This window comes from Cellulosimicrobium sp. So1_17, assembly GCF_055181235.1.
In genome coordinates this window covers 1,746,190-1,760,606 of sequence record NZ_CM143702.1, presented here as the reverse complement: position 1 = coordinate 1,760,606, position 14,417 = coordinate 1,746,190, and the positions used below count along the sequence as shown (strand labels likewise).

Here is a 14,417-nt window from a genome sequence, read left to right as displayed (position 1 = left end):
GACGCGCCGGTACCGTGGACGGGTGGTTCCCCTCCCCGTGCGTGACGGTCTCAACCCGACGCGCCTCGTCCTGCCGCACGACGCCGCGAGCGTCGCGCGCTGGACGCGCACGCTCGACTACGTGCGGCACCGTTTTCCCGACGACGCCGCGCGCCTCGCCGAGAAGGTCGCGGCGGGCGAGGTCGTGGACGGGGGCGGTCGGCCGGTCGACGACCGCACGCCGTACGCGCCGCGCGGGTTCGTGTTCCTCTACCGCGACCCGCCCGTCGAGCCCGACGTGCCGTTCGAGATCCGCGTGCTCCACCGTGACCGGGACCTGCTGGTCGTCGACAAGCCGCACTTCCTCGCGACGATCCCGCGCGGTGCCCACGTCGAGCGCTCGGTCCTCGTGCGCCTGCGGCGCGACCTCGACCTGCCGGAGCTCAGCCCGGCGCACCGACTCGACCGCGTCACGGCCGGTGTCCTGCTCCTCACGATCCGCCCGCAGGTCCGCGGCGCGTACCAGGAGCTCTTCGCGCGGCGCGAGGTCCGCAAGACCTACGAGGCGGTGGCTCCGTTCGACCCGTCGCTCGACCTCCCGGCCACGGTCCGCAGCCGGATCGTCAAGCACCGTGGTGTGATGCGCGCCGAGGAGGTGCCGGGCGAGCCGAACGCCGAGAGCCGTGTCGACCTCCTGGAGACCGACGCGGCTCGCGGGCTCGCGCGCTACCGGCTCGAGCCGCACAGCGGCAAGACGCACCAGCTGCGCCTGCACATGAACCGCCTCGGCGTGCCGATCCTGCACGACAACTTCTACCCCGAGCAGTACGACGTCGCGCCCGACGACTACTCGCGGCCGCTGCAGCTCGTGTCGCGCTCGCTCGAGCTCGTCGACCCCCTGGACGGCCGTCCGCGTCGGTTCGAGACCGACCGGGTGCTCGACGCCTGGTGAGCGACGGGTGAGAGAATCGTCGACCGTGAGCGACACCCAGCGCACGACCGTCGCCGGTGGACCGGCGGGAAGCCCCGGCGGACCGGACGCACGCGCCTACCCGGCGCGCGCCGTCGTCAACCTCGCCGCGGTTCGTGACAACGTCCGCGCCCTCGCGGGCTACGCGCCGGGGGCGCAGGTCATGGCCGTGGTCAAGGCCGACGCGTACGGCCACGGGCTCGTGCCGAGTGCGCTCGCGGCGCTCGCGGGCGGCGCGACATGGCTTGGGACCGCCCAGCCGAGCGAGGCGCTCGCGCTGCGCGCGGCGGGCGTCGGCCCCGACCGCGCGCGGCTGCTCACGTGGCTCTACCCGCCCGGCGCGCCGCTGCGCGAGCTGCTCGACGCGGACGTCGACGTGTCCGTCGCGGCGCTGTGGGCCCTCGACGAGGTCGTCGCCGCGGCGCGCGCCTCGGGCCGCACGGCCCGCGTGCACGTCAAGGTCGACACGGGCCTGGGGCGCAACGGGATCATGCCTCCCGACCTGCCCGCGGTGCTCGACGCGGCGGCCCGTGCGTCGGCCGAAGGCCTCGTGCGCGTCGTCGGGGTCTGGTCCCACCTCGCGTTCGCGGACGAGCCGGGGCACCCGAGCGTCGTCGCGCAGGCCGAGGTCCTCGACGACGCCGTGCGCCTCGCCGAGGCGTCGGGCGCGGAGCTCGAGGTGCGCCACCTCGCGAACTCGGCCGCGAACCTCACCGCGCCGCGCACCCACTACGACCTCGTGCGCCCCGGGCTCGCGGTCTTCGGGATGTCGCCCGTGCCGCAGCTCGGGCCGCCCCAGGACTTCGGCCTGCGGCCCGCCATGACGCTCGAGGCGCGGCTCGCCACGGTCAAGCGCGTGGGGCCAGGGCAGGGCGTCTCGTACGCGCACGCCTACACGACGGAGCGCGAGACGGTGCTCGGCGTCGTGCCGCTGGGGTACGGGGACGGGATCCCGCGGCACGCCTCGGGTGGATCCTCGGGCCCGACGGCGGCGACCGGCACGTCGGCACCCGGCGGCCCGCTGCTCGTCGGTACAGGAGCGACGGAGCGGGTGCTGCGCGTGCGCGGCCGCGTGTGCATGGACCAGGTGATGCTCGACCTGGGCCCCGGTGCGACCGAGCGGGCGGGTGACGTCGTCACGCTGTTCGGCGCGGGCGCCGGCCTCGAGCGCGGGGGAGCGCCCACCGCGGAGGACTGGGCGCAGGCCGCGGGCACCATCAGCTACGAGATCACGACCCGGCTCGGCGCACGCGTCCCGCGGGTGCACGTGGGCCTGGACGTGCTCGACGACGCGGCGCGAGCCCTGCTGGCCCGACCGACGACCGACCCGCCCGCTCCCGAGAGGACCCCGGCACCGTGACCGAGCCCACCGCCGACCCGACCGCCGACCCGACCGACCCCGTCGAGGGACCGGCCCTCCACCTCGTCCTGCCCGACGCGCAGACCACGCGCGCGTTCGGCGCCGCGCTCGCGGGCCTCCTGCGCGCGGGCGACCTCGTCGTCCTCACGGGCGATCTCGGCGCGGGGAAGACCACGCTCACGCAGGGCATCGGCGCGGGGCTCGGGGTGCGCGGGCAGGTCGCGTCGCCGACGTTCATCGTCGCGCGCGAGCACCCGTCGCTCACGGACGGTCCGGCGCTCGTGCACGTGGACGCGTACCGCCTGGGCTCGCTCGACGAGGTGGACGCGCTCGACCTCGACTCGAGCCTCGACGAGTCGGTGACCGTCGTGGAGTGGGGCAGCGGGCTGGTCGAGTCCCTCGCGGGAGACCGGCTCGAGATCGTCCTCGAGAGGCCGCGCGGCGGGGTGGGCACGGACGACGCGCCCGAGGCCGGCGCGCGCCGCGTCGTCCTGCGGGCCGTGGGTCCGCGCTGGTCCGGCCTCGACGTCGCCGCGCTCGCCCGGGCCGCCGGGGTCGGCGCCAGGACGGGGTCGCCGGAACCGTCGGGCCGCGGCGACGCCGCCGCGCCGCCCGCGCAGCCGTAGGCTGGTTCCGTGGCTGTTCTCGCGCTCGACACCTCCGCGTCCGTGACCGTCGCCGTCGTCGGGGACGACGGCGCCCGCCTGGCCCGGCGCGAGGCGCCCGAGCGCCGTCGGCACGCGGAGGCGCTCGCCCCGCTCGTCGACGAGGCGCTCGCGGAGGCCGGTGTCGACCGGTCGGAGCTCACCGCGGTCGCGGTGGGTACCGGCCCGGCGCCGTTCACGGGGCTGCGTGTCGGCCTCGTCACGGCGCGCGCGATCGGCTTCGCGCTCGGCGTCCCGGTGCTCGGCGTGCCGAGCCTCGACGCGCTCGCGACCCAGGCCGTGAGCGACCTCGGCCTCGCGCCCGACGACGAGGTGCTCGTCGCGACCGACGCCCGCCGCCGCGAGGTGTACTGGGCGCGGTACCGCGTCGTCGCGCACGAGGGCCCGCACGCCGTGCCCGTCGTCGAGACGGTGGCCGGACCCGACGTCGGGCCGGCCGCGACGGTCGCCGAGCACGCCGCGGGCGCGGTCGTCGTCGGGGAGGGCGCGTCGCTGTACGCCGACGTGCTCGACCTCGCCGAGGACGCCCCGCTCGTCCCCGACGCCGCGGTGCTCGCCCGGCTCGCGATGGCCCGGCGCGACGCCGGCGCGGAGCAGCCCACCGAGCCGCTGTACCTGCGGCGCCCGGACGTCCAGGAGCCGGCGGGCGCGAAGCGCGTGAGCGACGGCACGGCCACGGCGGAGCCCTGGTGAGCGCGCGCCGGTACGAGATCCGCCTGCGCCCGCTGCGCGCGGCGGACCTCGACCGCGTGGTCGAGCTCGAGCGCGAGCTCTTCGGCCGTGGCGCCTGGACGTACGGCATGCTCGCCGACGAGCTCGCGGGGCTGGGGCGCTGGTACGTCGCGGCCGAGCCCGTGCGCCTCTACGCGGCGGGACCGCAGCCGGTCGTCGGCTACGCGGGCCTGTGGTTCGACGGCGACGTCACGCAGATCATGACCATCGGCGTCGACCCGGCGTTCCAGCAGCAGGGCGTCGGCTCGACGCTCCTCGACGCCCTCGTCGCGCGATCGCGCGAGCTGCGCGCGAGCGCGGTCCTGCTCGAGGTGCGCGTCGACAACGACGCCGCGCTCGCGATGTACGCCAAGCACGGCTTCGAGCAGCTCGGCATCCGCAAGCGGTACTACCAGCCCGAGGACGTCGACGCGTACACGATGCGGCTCGAGCTCACGCCGCTGCGCGACGACGACCCCGACTACGGCACGGCGTCGGACGCGGGGAGCGTCCTCGCGTGACGCCCCGGGAGCGCGTCCTCGTCGACGCGCGGGCGCTCGCGGCGGCGCTCGCCACCGACGACGGCCCTGTCGTCCTGGACGTCCGCTGGGCGCTCGGCGTCACCGACGGGCGCGAGCGGTACCTCGCAGGACACGTGCCCGGCGCGGTCTACGCGGACCTCGAGGCGGAGCTCGCGGCGCCGCCGTCGCCCACCGCCGGGCGCCACCCCCTGCCGGACCCGCAGGACCTGCAGGACGCAGCCCGTCGGTGGGGCGTGCGCGGCGACCGCGGGGTCGTCGTCTACGACACCGTCGGCGGCACGTCGGCGGCGCGCGCGTGGTGGCTGCTGCGCTGGGCGGGCCACGACGACGTGCGGATCCTCGACGGCGGCCTCCCCGCGTGGGAGCGTGCCGGCCTACCGGTCGAGGAGGGTGCGGTGCGCGCCGAGCCGGGCGACGTCGTCGTCACCCCGGGCGCGCTGCCGGTCCTCGACGCCGACGGCGCGGCCGGCCTCGCGGCGTCGGGCGTGCTGCTCGACGCCCGGGCGGAGGAGCGGTACCGCGGCGAGGTCGAGCCCGTGGACCCGCGCGCGGGCCACGTCCCGGGCGCGACGAGCGCGCCGACGACCGCGAACCTCGCCGACGACGGGACGTTCCTCGACGACGCGGCGCTGCGCGAGCGGTTCGCTGCGCTCGGGGTCACGGCCGGGCCGGCCGCGGACGTCCCGGTCGGCGTCTACTGCGGCTCCGGCGTCACCGCGGCGCACGAGGTCGCCGCGCTCGCGACGCTCGGGATCGACGCGGCGCTCTACGCCGGGTCGTGGTCGCAGTGGTCGAACGACCCGGCCCGGCCTGTCGAGACCGGGCCGGGCGTGTAAGTCAGACGACGGCGACGGCCTGCTCGGCGGCGAGACGCGGGGCGCGCGGGTACGACGTGCCGGCACCGGCGGCGACGCCGACGTTGATGACGAGCAGCGACCGCCAGCCGTTCTCGGCGAAGAACTCGGCGTCGACGCCGTCGCGGTCCATGCCGTTCATCGGTCCGGTGGCGAGCCCCGCGGCGCGGAGCCCCACGAGGAGGTAGCCGGCCTGGAGGAGAGCGTTCGTGCGGGCCATCTCGTCCCGGACCTCCGGCGCACCGGCGAGGTTCTCGCGCATGCCCGGCACGTGGGGGAACAGGACGTCCATGTGCTCGTGGAAGGCGGGGTCGTACGCGACGACGAGGGACAGCGGAGCGGCGGCGACGCGTTCCTTGTTTCCGTCGGCCATGTGCGCGACGAGGCGCTCCCGGGCCTCGGCCGTGCGGACGGCGAGCACGCGCAGGGGCAGCGTGTTCATCGCGGTCGGGCCCCACTTGACGAGGTCGTACACCGCGGCGAGCTGCTCGTCGGTCACCTCCGCGTCGGTGAAGTCGCGCGTCGTCCGGGCCGCGCGGAAGAGGCGGTCGGCCGTGGCGTCGTCGATCTGCAGGGAGGCGGGGGCAAGGGTCTCGGTGGTCATGCCCCGGGCAACGGTCAAGTCTTCAACCATCTTCCCGACAGAGCATGTGACGTGCGCGACAGCCCAGGGCTCGGCCTCCGCGCGACTACCCTGGGCCCATGGATTCTTCTGTGGTCGCGAGCGGCGGCGAGCCCCTCGTGCTCGGCATCGAGACGTCCTGCGACGAGACCGGGGTGGCGCTCGTCCGCGGTCGCGAGCTCCTCGTGGACACGGTCGCGAGCTCCATGGACGAGCACGCGCGGTTCGGCGGCATCATCCCGGAGGTCGCGTCGCGCGCCCACCTCGAGGCGATGATCCCCACGCTCGAGCGCACGCTCCGCACCGCGGACGTCGACCTGTCCGAGGTCGACGCGATCGCCGTCACCGCGGGTCCCGGGCTCGTCGGGCCGCTGACGATCGGCGCGTCCGCGGCGAAGGCGCTCGCCCTAGCGCTCGGCAAGCCCCTGTACGGCGTGAACCACGTCATCGGGCACGCCGCCGTCGACGAGCTCGTCCACGGCGCGTTCCCGGAGCGCGTGATGGCCCTCGTGGTCTCCGGCGGGCACAGCTCGCTCCTCCTCGTCGACGACGTCGCGACGTCGGTCACCGAGCTCGGCTCGACGCTCGACGACGCCGCGGGCGAGGCGTTCGACAAGGTGGGCCGCCTCCTCGGCCTGCCGTACCCCGGTGGACCGCACATCGACCGCCTCGCGCGCGAGGGCGACCCCACCGCGATCCGGTTCCCGCGTGGCCTGACGGCGCGCAAGGACCAGGAGAAGCATGCCTATGACTTCTCCTTCTCCGGTCTCAAGACGGCCGTCGCGCGGTGGGTGGAGGCACGGCAGGACGCCGGTGAGGAGATCCCCGTGCACGACGTCGCGGCCTCCTTCGCGGAGTCCGTCGCCGACGTCCTCACGGCCAAGACCATCGCCGCGTGCGAGCGGCACGGCGTCGACACCCTCGTGGTCGGCGGCGGGTTCTCCGCCAACTCGCAGCTCCGGGACATGGCCGCGAAGCGCTGCGCCGAGGCGGGCATCGAGCTGCGCATCCCGCCGATTCGGTACTGCACCGACAACGGCGCGATGATCGCCGCCCTGGGGTCCGCCGTCGTGCGCGCGGGAGTGGCGCCCTCGCGCCTCGACATCGGCGTCGACTCGTCGATGCCGCTCACCGTGACGCACGTGTGAGCAGCCCTCCCGAGCCGGGGCTCACCCCGGAGGAGGCGCTGCGCCGAGCGCAGGCGTGGTGGCACGCGGCGGCGACCTCGACGGGACCGTACCGCGCCGACGCCGAGCGCGCGGCGGCCTACTGGTCGGCGCAGCACCGGTTCCTCGTCGCCCAGGCCGCACCGCCGCAGCCCGTGCGTACGGACGGGTACGGGTACGTGGCACCCTCCGGCACGGCTCGTCGCGGCCGCGTCCGTCGTGGACGTGGTGCGATGGCCGGCCTCGTGGTGGTCGTCGCCGTCGCCGCGTACGTCCTGAACGCCCTCGGCGGGACGGACCCGGCAGACGCGGCGGGGCTCCCGACCGAGCAGGAGGGTTCCGTCCCGCCGCCCACCGTGTGGGAGGACCCGAGTCCCGACGCCGCGCCGTCGGCGTCGGGGGCGGAGGCCCGCTGGCGGGCGGGTGACCACGCCGAGCCGCTGCCCGACCCCGTGCCGGGTGGGACGTCGTCCGCGCCGGCCTTCCTGCCCGCCCACCCCGATCCCACGGAGTGGCTCCTCGCCCTCAACCCCGCGAACGAGGGGGTCGACGTCGTGTTCACCGACGACCCCGCCTACAACTGCGGGATGGTGCACGTCGAGGAGCACGACGCCTATGAGGACGGCGTGGCGGGCTGCTTCCACCCCTCCTACCCGCGGACCCTCTTCGTCTGGTGGGCGGACGGGGCCGACCCCGCGACGAAGGAGTTCCTCCTCGCGCACGAGCTGTCGCACATGATCCAGTGGTGGCACGACTTCGACGTCGTGCAGTCGGCCGTCGACTCGGGGTTCGCCGAGGACGACGAGTGGCAGCGTGCGGTCGAGACCGACGCGTCGTGCCGCGTGCTGTCGTGGGGCGGGTACTCGCGCGAGGCGGCGGACCGGTCGTCGTCGCCGTGCGGCACGAACGAGTGGTCCGAGGGGTGGCTCGCGGAGCGCGCCGCGGAGCGCGGCGTCGTCCTGCGGGACTACTGAGGGCGGTTCACAGCGGCCGGCCGGCGCGCATCTCGGCGACCAGCGAGCGCACGACGGCGTCCAGCTCGCCGCCGTTGCGCCGTGCCACGGCGCGCTGGCGCTGGTACGACGCGCCGCGCCGCAGGATCGTGCGGACCCCGTCGAGCTCGTCGAGGCACCCGAGCCGCGCGGCCACGGGCTCGAGCTCGGTGAGGAGTCGTGTCACGGCGTCGGTGACGAGCTCCTCGTTCCCCGCGCGGTCGAGGATGATGATCGCGTCCATGCCGTAGCGGGCCGAGCGCCACTTGTTCTCCTGCGCGAACCACGGGGGCAGCGTCGGCAGCTCGCGGCCCTCGTCGAGCAGCGTCGAGAAGTGCTCGACGAGGCAGTGGGTCAGCGCGGCGAGGGCGAGGAGCTCGGTGATGTTCGTCGTGCCGTCGCAGATGCGGGTCTCGAGCGTGCCGAACCGAGGGGCCGGGCGCAGGTCCCAGCGGATCTCGCTGAAGTCGTCGATCACGCCGGTGTGCAGCATGTCGGCGACGTAGCCCTCGAGGTCGGGCCAGCCCTCGAACTGGAACGGCAGACCTGCGGTGGGCAGCTGCTGGAACATCAGCGCGCGGTTCGACGCGTACCCCGTGTCCTTGCCGCCCCAGAAGGGTGAGCTCGCGGAGAGCGACTGCAGGTGCGCGAAGCACGTGAGCATCGCGCGCTGGATCGGCAGCACCTTGTCGCGGTCCTCGACGCCCACGTGCACGTGCACGCCGTAGATGAGCATCTGCCGCCCCCACCACTGGGTGCGGTCGATGAGGGTGGTGTACCTCTGCTTGTCGGTGACCTTCTGCTGCGCCCAGCGCGCGAAAGGGTGCGTGCCCGCGCACATGAGCTCGACGCGCAACGGGTCCGTGACGGCGCGGATCTCGTCGATCGAGCGCTCGAGGTCCCTGCCCGCCTCGCCGACCGTGCGCCGCACGCCGCTGACCACCTCGACCGTGTTCAGCAGGAGCTCCTGCTTGATGGACGGGTGCTCGCCGCCCCCGGCGGGCCGGACGGCGTCGAGCACCGTCTGCGCGACCTGCCGCAGGTCCCCCGAGTCGGTGTCGACGAGCGCGAGCTCCCACTCGAGGCCGACGGTCGAGCGCTCCGAGCGGGCGAAGGGGATCTCCACGGGTCAGCCCTCTCGCCCGGTCGCGATGGGCCGGTCCAGGGGGTCGACGACGAGCACGCGCTGCTGACCCCCGACCCGTGTGAGGACCAGCGTCGCCTCGGCGTCGCCGGTGAGCGCGAGCTGCTTGCGCAGCTGCTCGGGCGTCACGGCCGTCCCGCGCTTCTTGATGGTCAGGCGCCCGACGCCGCGCTCGCGCAGGTACGCGCGCAGCCGCTTGAGGCCGAACGGCATGGTGTCGAGCACGCGGTACCCGCGCGCGAGCCCGGCGGCGAGACCGTTCTCGCCCACCGGGGCGGGGGAGTCCGTCGTGACGTACGCGATGGTCCGGTCGAGGAGCCGGCCCTCGAGCTCCGCCGCCGCGTGCGCCACGAGACCCGCGCGGATCACCGCGCCGTCCGGCTCGTACAGGTAGTGCCCGACGTCGCCGGCGTCGGCCGTGACGTCGGCGTCGCCCGGGCGGTGCGCGAGCGCACGCGCGACGGTGTGCTCGGTCCCGTCGGCGTCGGTCCGGGTCGTGAGCACGAGCGCGGCGCGCCCGGGCCCCTCAGGGGCGAGCGGACCGAACCACAGGGCGGCCTCCACGACGTCGCCGTCGACGGACACCCACTCGGTCTCCGCGTCGGCCGGCAGCCCGTTGTGGGAGATCCCGGGACCGACCTTGATACCCACCGCCGGGACCTGGTCGCGCAGGGCCCACACGGCGTCGAGCGGCGGGGCGTAGGCCCGGGGGTCGAACACGCGCGACCCGGAGCGGGTGCGCCGCGCGGGATCGGCGTAGACGCCCTCGACGCCCTCGGCCGCGAGGTCGAGCGCGAGCCCGTCGCCGTGGCGCACCTCGGCCTCGGGGAAGTGCCGCAGGTTGACGGTCGCGAGGGCGGCGGTGAGCTCGTCGACGTCGGTCGCCAGCACGTGGAGGCCGGTCCCGGCGAAGGCGAGCGAGTCGGCGCCGATCCCGCACGTGAGGTCGGCGACCTTGGTGACGCCGACCCCGAGGTAGCGCTGCGCGTGCCGGACCGCGACGACGAGCCGGGTCGCCTGCTCGAGGCCCGGCTGGGTGAAGAGCATCCCGTCGGCGAACGCCCCGAACTTGGCGCGTGCCGCGGCCCGCAGGCGCGACTGCGTGAGCGCGGCCGCGGCCAGGTCGGGGTCGACACCCTTCGCCCGCAGGCCCGCCGACAGGACGAGGGCCTGGTGCTCGTCGTAGGGCGGCAGCGCGCCGAGCAGGGCCCAGCCCTCGGGGCTGAGCAGCTTCGACAGTGCGGCGGCGTCCATGCGTCGATCCTTCCACGGACGTGCGCCCGCGTGCGCCCGGGACCGACGAGGTGCCGATCGGCGAGCGCGGTGGTCCGTGCTGCGTCGCCCTGCGCGAACACGCTGGCACTCGCCTTGACCGAGTGCTAACCGCGACCTAGATTGGGCAGCGGGTCGGCGCCGTCAGCGACGGTGGCCACCCCACGAGCGACCCGGCTGCCGGCACCCGCGACGACGGCCAGCCACGGTGCGCTCGACCCAACCGTCAGCAGTTCTCATCGCGAAAGGGGAGGTCCGACGTGTCGGTCCCCATCAAGCCGCTCGAGGACCGGATCGTCGTGAAGGCCCTCGAGGCCGAGACCACGACCGCATCCGGCCTGGTCATTCCGGACACCGCCAAGGAGAAGCCCCAGGAGGGCGAGGTCCTGGCCGTCGGTCCGGGCCGTGTCGACGACAACGGCAACCGCGTCCCCCTGGACGTGACCGTCGGCGACAAGGTCATCTACAGCAAGTACGGCGGCACCGAGGTCAAGTACGGCGGCGAGGACTACCTCGTCCTGTCCGCGCGCGACATCCTCGCCGTGGTCGTCGGCTGACGCAGCCGGCACCGAACGCCACAGGGCCCCGCGACCGTCATGGTCGCGGGGCCCTGTCGTGCCGCCGACGGGTCGCCCCACCCGTCGTGGCGTGCCGGCGCGCTCGTGGTGAGCGCGCGCACCGACCGGTCTGCCGTTCCGTTGCGGTGCGTCGTCGGACCGCAACGGTCAGCCGTCGGGGTCAGCCCGTCTTGCGCGCCGACCCGGCGAGGATCGCCGCGCGCTCGTCCTCGCTCAGTCCGCCCCAGACGCCGTAGGGCTCGCGCACGCGCAGCGACTGCTCGCGGCACTGCATCATCACCGGGCACGAGTGGCAGATCGCCTTGGCGGCCTCCGCGCGTCGTCGTCGCGTCGAGCCTCGCTCGCCCTCGGGGTGGAAGAACAACGTGTCGTCCTGATCGCGGCACGAGCCCTGGTACTGCCATTCCCAGAGTTCCATCACCGGTCCGGGGAGCCTCGAGATCTCTGCCATGGCGAACAACCTACAAGCGTTGCAGGGGTTGTTCAAGTCCCTGTGTCGATCTCGTGAATCCGCAGGTCGTGGCGAGGTCTCGACGCGCGTGCCTCCAGCATCGCGCCAGGCGACCGGTCGCGCGGGCGCGACCTCGGGCCGGGAGACGCCGGCGGCGCGATGCCACGACGGCCTGGCGCGTTCGTCCGCACCGTGAACAAGTGCTGCACAGCGCGCGGCGCGAACGAGGTCACGGTGTGGTCGAGGTGGGGTCCGGCGAGTGGCGGGACCTGGTGGTGATCGGCAGAATCGATCCATGACCTCCGTGCGGTCCGCCCCCGACCCCGAGGGAGCCCGACCGACCATGTCCCACAGTCCCGGTCTCGCCGTCGCCGTCGTCGCCCGACGCCTCGGCGTCGCTCCGGCGACCCTGCGCACCTGGGACAGGCGCTACGGGCTGGGCCCCTCCGAGCACCAGGCGGGCTCGCACCGTCGCTACACCGACGACGACGTCGCGCGCCTGTTCATCATGCGGCGCCTCACGCTCGAGGGCGTGGCCCCGGCGGACGCCGCCCGGAACGCCCTCGCGGCCGACGGCGACGAGCTCGCGGCCCACCGTGGGACGAACGCGACCCTCGAGTCCGTGGACGCGACCGTCGACGCCGACGACCTGGACGGTGCCGACGACGCCGACGAGGACGACGAGGACGACGGCGGCCCGGCCCCGCGGGGCGTCGGGCCGCGGCCGTTCCTGCGCGCCGTCCCGGGCGGGGAGAAGCGCGGTCCCTCGGCACCCCGGATCGGCGGGCTGCGCGACGCGCGGCCCGTGACGGTCTCCGACGCCGTCGACGCGGCCATCGCCTACGACCAGCGCACGTGCGACCGCCTGCTGCGGATCCCGGCGGGCGTCGACCCTGCCGACTGGTGGTCCGACCTGGTGGAGCCGGCGCTCGACCGTCTCGCCGAGCGCACGGTCCTCGCGACCTCCGGCGAGGTGCCCGAGGTCGTCCTCGCGAACGCGACGCTCGGTGCGCTGCGCGAGTACACGCAGTCGCGCGAGGACGCGATCGTCGCGGCGGGCGGCCCGCCGCGCAACCACCCCAGCCGCATGCGCCGCATCGTGCTGGTGTTCGCCGCGCCCGACGAGCCGCTGCCGCTCGCCGCGCACGCGCTCGCGGCCGCGCTGGGAGCGCACGGCGCGATGGCACGGATCGTCACCGGTCCGGCGAACGTCCACCGCACGCTCGAGCTCGTGACGATGGTCCGCCCCGCGGCCGTCGCGATGGTGACGACGCAGACCCGGCCCGACCTCGGGATCGTGCACGCCACCTTCGAGGCCAACCCCGGTCTCCCGGTGTTCGTCGGCCTGCCCAGCGACGACGTCGCAGCCGACCTCCCGCTCGCCCCGACGGTGCACCGCGTGCGCAGCTTCCCGGGGCTGCTTCACGAGCTCCTCGCCGTCGTGCGCTGACCACCGCGCCTCGGCCGGACGGGGCCCGCCGGGCACGCGGCGGGCGAGCCGGGGACGGTTCTCGTGCGGGAATACCGGGCGGCCTCGCGGCGTAGAATTCGGATGTGACCGCCTCGCCCGCCCTCGGTTCCACGCCCGCCCCCTCGCCCGTGCCCGGGCACGACCCGTTCGGCTTCCTCGGGCTCACCTACGACGACGTGCTGCTGCAGCCCGGCTACTCGGACCTCGCGCCGTCGGACATCGACACGACGACCCGCCTCACGCGCGAGATCTCGATCCGCGTCCCGCTGGTCTCGGCGGCCATGGACACGGTCACGGAGTCCCGCATGGCGATCGCGATGGCACGTCAGGGCGGCATCGGCGTGCTGCACCGCAACCTCTCCATCGAGGACCAGGCCTACCAGGTCGACCTGGTGAAGCGGACGCAGACCGGCATCATCTCCAACCCCGTGACGATCGGGCCGGACGCGACGCTCGAGGAGCTCGACCGGACGGCGGGGGAGTACCGCATCTCCGGCTTCCCGGTCCTCGACGCGCAGCAGCGCCTCGTCGGCATGGTCACCAACCGGGACCTGCGCTTCACGCCCGTCGCCGAGTGGGCGACGACGAAGGTCGACGAGGTCATGACGCGTCAGCCGCTCATCACGGGCCCGTCCGGCATCTCGCGCGAGGACGCGACCGCCCTGCTGCGCAAGCACAAGATCGAGCGGCTCCCGCTCGTCGACGCGGACGGGCACCTCACCGGCCTCATCACGGTGAAGGACTTCGTGAAGTCCGAGCAGTTCCCGAACGCCTCGAAGGACGGCCAGGGACGCCTCCTCGTGGGCGCGGCGATCGGCTACTTCGGCGACGCGTGGCAGCGTGCCACCACCCTCATCGAGGCCGGGGTCGACGTGCTCGTCGCCGACACGGCGCACGGCAACGTCCGCATGCTCATCGACATGGTCCGCCGCCTCAAGACGGATCCCGCGACGCGCGACGTCCAGGTCATCGGCGGCAACGTCGCGACGCGCGAGGGCGCCCAGGCGTTCGTCGACGCCGGTGCGGACGCCGTCAAGGTGGGCGTCGGGCCCGGCTCGATCTGCACCACGCGCATCGTCACGGGCGTCGGCGTCCCGCAGGTCACGGCGGTCTACGAGGCGTCGCTCGCCGCCCGTCCGGCAGGGGTCCCGGTCATCGCCGACGGCGGCATGCGCCACTCGGGCGAGATCGGCAAGGCGATCGTCGCCGGCGCCGAGGCGGTCATGCTCGGCTCGATGCTCGCGGGGACCGAGGAGTCGCCCGGCGAGACGATCCTCGTCCACGGCAAGCAGTACAAGGCCTACCGCGGCATGGGCTCGATGGGCGCGATGTCGTCGCGCGGCAAGAAGTCGTACTCGAAGGACCGGTACTTCCAGGCCGAGATCACGAGCGACGACATGATCGTCCCGGAGGGCATCGAGGGTCAGGTCCCCTACAAGGGCACGCTCCAGGCCGTGTCGCACCAGCTCGTGGGTGGGCTGCACCAGACGATGTTCTACGTCGGCGCGCGCACGGTCCCCGAGCTGCAGGAGAAGGGGCGCTTCATCCGCATCACGTCCGCGTCGCTCAAGGAGAGCCACCCGCACGACGTGCAGATCACCGCCGAGGCCCCGAACTACTCGGGTTTCTGAGCCTCACGT

Annotated in this window: 15 protein-coding genes; 11 read left to right on the top strand and 4 right to left on the bottom strand. The window is 74.5% G+C overall.

Annotated elements, in window-relative coordinates:
• Window positions 1–22 precede the first annotated feature (22 nt).
• The 6 genes from ACZCLJ_RS07785 (at window position 23) to ACZCLJ_RS07760 (ending at window position 5,063) form a co-directional block, all read left to right on the top strand.
• The gene (locus tag ACZCLJ_RS07785) at window positions 23–931 is read left to right on the top strand and encodes a pseudouridine synthase (RefSeq protein WP_463106044.1); all 909 of its coding nucleotides are present in this window, start codon (window positions 23–25) and stop codon (window positions 929–931) included.
• 25 nt (window positions 932–956) lie between these two features.
• Window positions 957–2,309, top strand: a complete 1,353-nt coding sequence (gene alr, locus ACZCLJ_RS07780) for an alanine racemase (RefSeq protein WP_463106043.1) — start codon at window positions 957–959, stop codon at window positions 2,307–2,309.
• A 68-nt stretch (window positions 2,310–2,377) separates the two neighbouring features.
• Complete coding sequence (tsaE, locus tag ACZCLJ_RS07775) at window positions 2,378–2,935, top strand: tRNA (adenosine(37)-N6)-threonylcarbamoyltransferase complex ATPase subunit type 1 TsaE (protein WP_463106376.1); 558 nt, start codon at window positions 2,378–2,380, stop codon at window positions 2,933–2,935.
• Between the two features lie 9 nt (window positions 2,936–2,944).
• Window positions 2,945–3,667 (top strand): tRNA (adenosine(37)-N6)-threonylcarbamoyltransferase complex dimerization subunit type 1 TsaB, encoded by a 723-nt coding sequence (gene tsaB, locus ACZCLJ_RS07770; protein ID WP_463106042.1) that lies wholly within the window; start codon window positions 2,945–2,947, stop codon window positions 3,665–3,667.
• A complete protein-coding gene (gene rimI / locus ACZCLJ_RS07765) occupies window positions 3,664–4,206 on the top strand; it encodes a ribosomal protein S18-alanine N-acetyltransferase (RefSeq protein ID WP_251153574.1) in 543 nt (180 codons plus the stop codon). The genes tsaB and rimI overlap by 4 nt, the downstream gene beginning before the upstream one ends.
• Window positions 4,203–5,063, top strand: coding sequence for a sulfurtransferase (locus ACZCLJ_RS07760; protein WP_463106041.1), 861 nt, complete (start codon window positions 4,203–4,205; stop codon window positions 5,061–5,063). The genes rimI and ACZCLJ_RS07760 overlap by 4 nt, the downstream gene beginning before the upstream one ends.
• 1 nt (window position 5,064) lies before the next feature.
• Here the strand turns inward: ACZCLJ_RS07760 and ACZCLJ_RS07755 are convergent, their stop codons facing one another.
• Entirely contained in the window at window positions 5,065–5,685 is a 621-nt protein-coding gene (locus ACZCLJ_RS07755; RefSeq protein WP_463106040.1) for a malonic semialdehyde reductase, read from the bottom strand.
• A gap of 98 nt (window positions 5,686–5,783) precedes the next feature.
• On the opposite strand from ACZCLJ_RS07755, the gene tsaD reads away from it, so the two are divergent.
• Both tsaD and ACZCLJ_RS07745 read left to right on the top strand, forming a co-directional pair.
• Window positions 5,784–6,851 carry a tRNA (adenosine(37)-N6)-threonylcarbamoyltransferase complex transferase subunit TsaD gene (gene tsaD / locus ACZCLJ_RS07750; RefSeq protein WP_463106039.1) on the top strand — a complete coding sequence of 356 codons (1,068 nt, stop codon included), beginning with the start codon at window positions 5,784–5,786 and terminating at the stop codon, window positions 6,849–6,851.
• A complete protein-coding gene (locus ACZCLJ_RS07745) occupies window positions 6,848–7,843 on the top strand; it encodes a hypothetical protein (RefSeq protein WP_463106038.1) in 996 nt (331 codons plus the stop codon). The genes tsaD and ACZCLJ_RS07745 overlap by 4 nt, the downstream gene beginning before the upstream one ends.
• Before the next feature lie 7 nt (window positions 7,844–7,850).
• On the opposite strand, the gene ACZCLJ_RS07740 is transcribed toward ACZCLJ_RS07745, so the two are convergent.
• A complete protein-coding gene (locus tag ACZCLJ_RS07740; RefSeq protein WP_463106037.1) occupies window positions 7,851–8,987 on the bottom strand; it encodes a glutamate--cysteine ligase in 1,137 nt (378 codons plus the stop codon).
• Window positions 8,988–8,990: 3 nt separating this feature from the next.
• Window positions 8,991–10,259, bottom strand: a complete 1,269-nt coding sequence (locus ACZCLJ_RS07735) for a class I SAM-dependent methyltransferase (RefSeq protein WP_463106036.1) — start codon at window positions 10,257–10,259, stop codon at window positions 8,991–8,993.
• Between the two features lie 278 nt (window positions 10,260–10,537).
• On the opposite strand from ACZCLJ_RS07735, the gene groES reads away from it, so the two are divergent.
• Window positions 10,538–10,834 carry a co-chaperone GroES gene (gene groES / locus ACZCLJ_RS07730; protein WP_021482870.1) on the top strand — a complete coding sequence of 99 codons (297 nt, stop codon included), beginning with the start codon at window positions 10,538–10,540 and terminating at the stop codon, window positions 10,832–10,834.
• 181 nt (window positions 10,835–11,015) lie between these two features.
• Here the strand turns inward: groES and ACZCLJ_RS07725 are convergent, their stop codons facing one another.
• Complete coding sequence (locus ACZCLJ_RS07725; RefSeq protein WP_251153581.1) at window positions 11,016–11,306, bottom strand: WhiB family transcriptional regulator; 291 nt, start codon at window positions 11,304–11,306, stop codon at window positions 11,016–11,018.
• Between the two features lie 295 nt (window positions 11,307–11,601).
• On the opposite strand from ACZCLJ_RS07725, the gene ACZCLJ_RS07720 reads away from it, so the two are divergent.
• Both ACZCLJ_RS07720 and guaB read left to right on the top strand, forming a co-directional pair.
• The gene (locus ACZCLJ_RS07720) at window positions 11,602–12,756 is read left to right on the top strand and encodes a MerR family transcriptional regulator (RefSeq protein ID WP_463106035.1); all 1,155 of its coding nucleotides are present in this window, start codon (window positions 11,602–11,604) and stop codon (window positions 12,754–12,756) included.
• Between the two features lie 104 nt (window positions 12,757–12,860).
• Window positions 12,861–14,408: an IMP dehydrogenase gene (gene guaB / locus ACZCLJ_RS07715; RefSeq protein ID WP_463106034.1), complete on the top strand. Its 1,548-nt coding sequence runs from the start codon at window positions 12,861–12,863 to the stop codon at window positions 14,406–14,408.
• Window positions 14,409–14,417 lie beyond the last annotated feature (9 nt).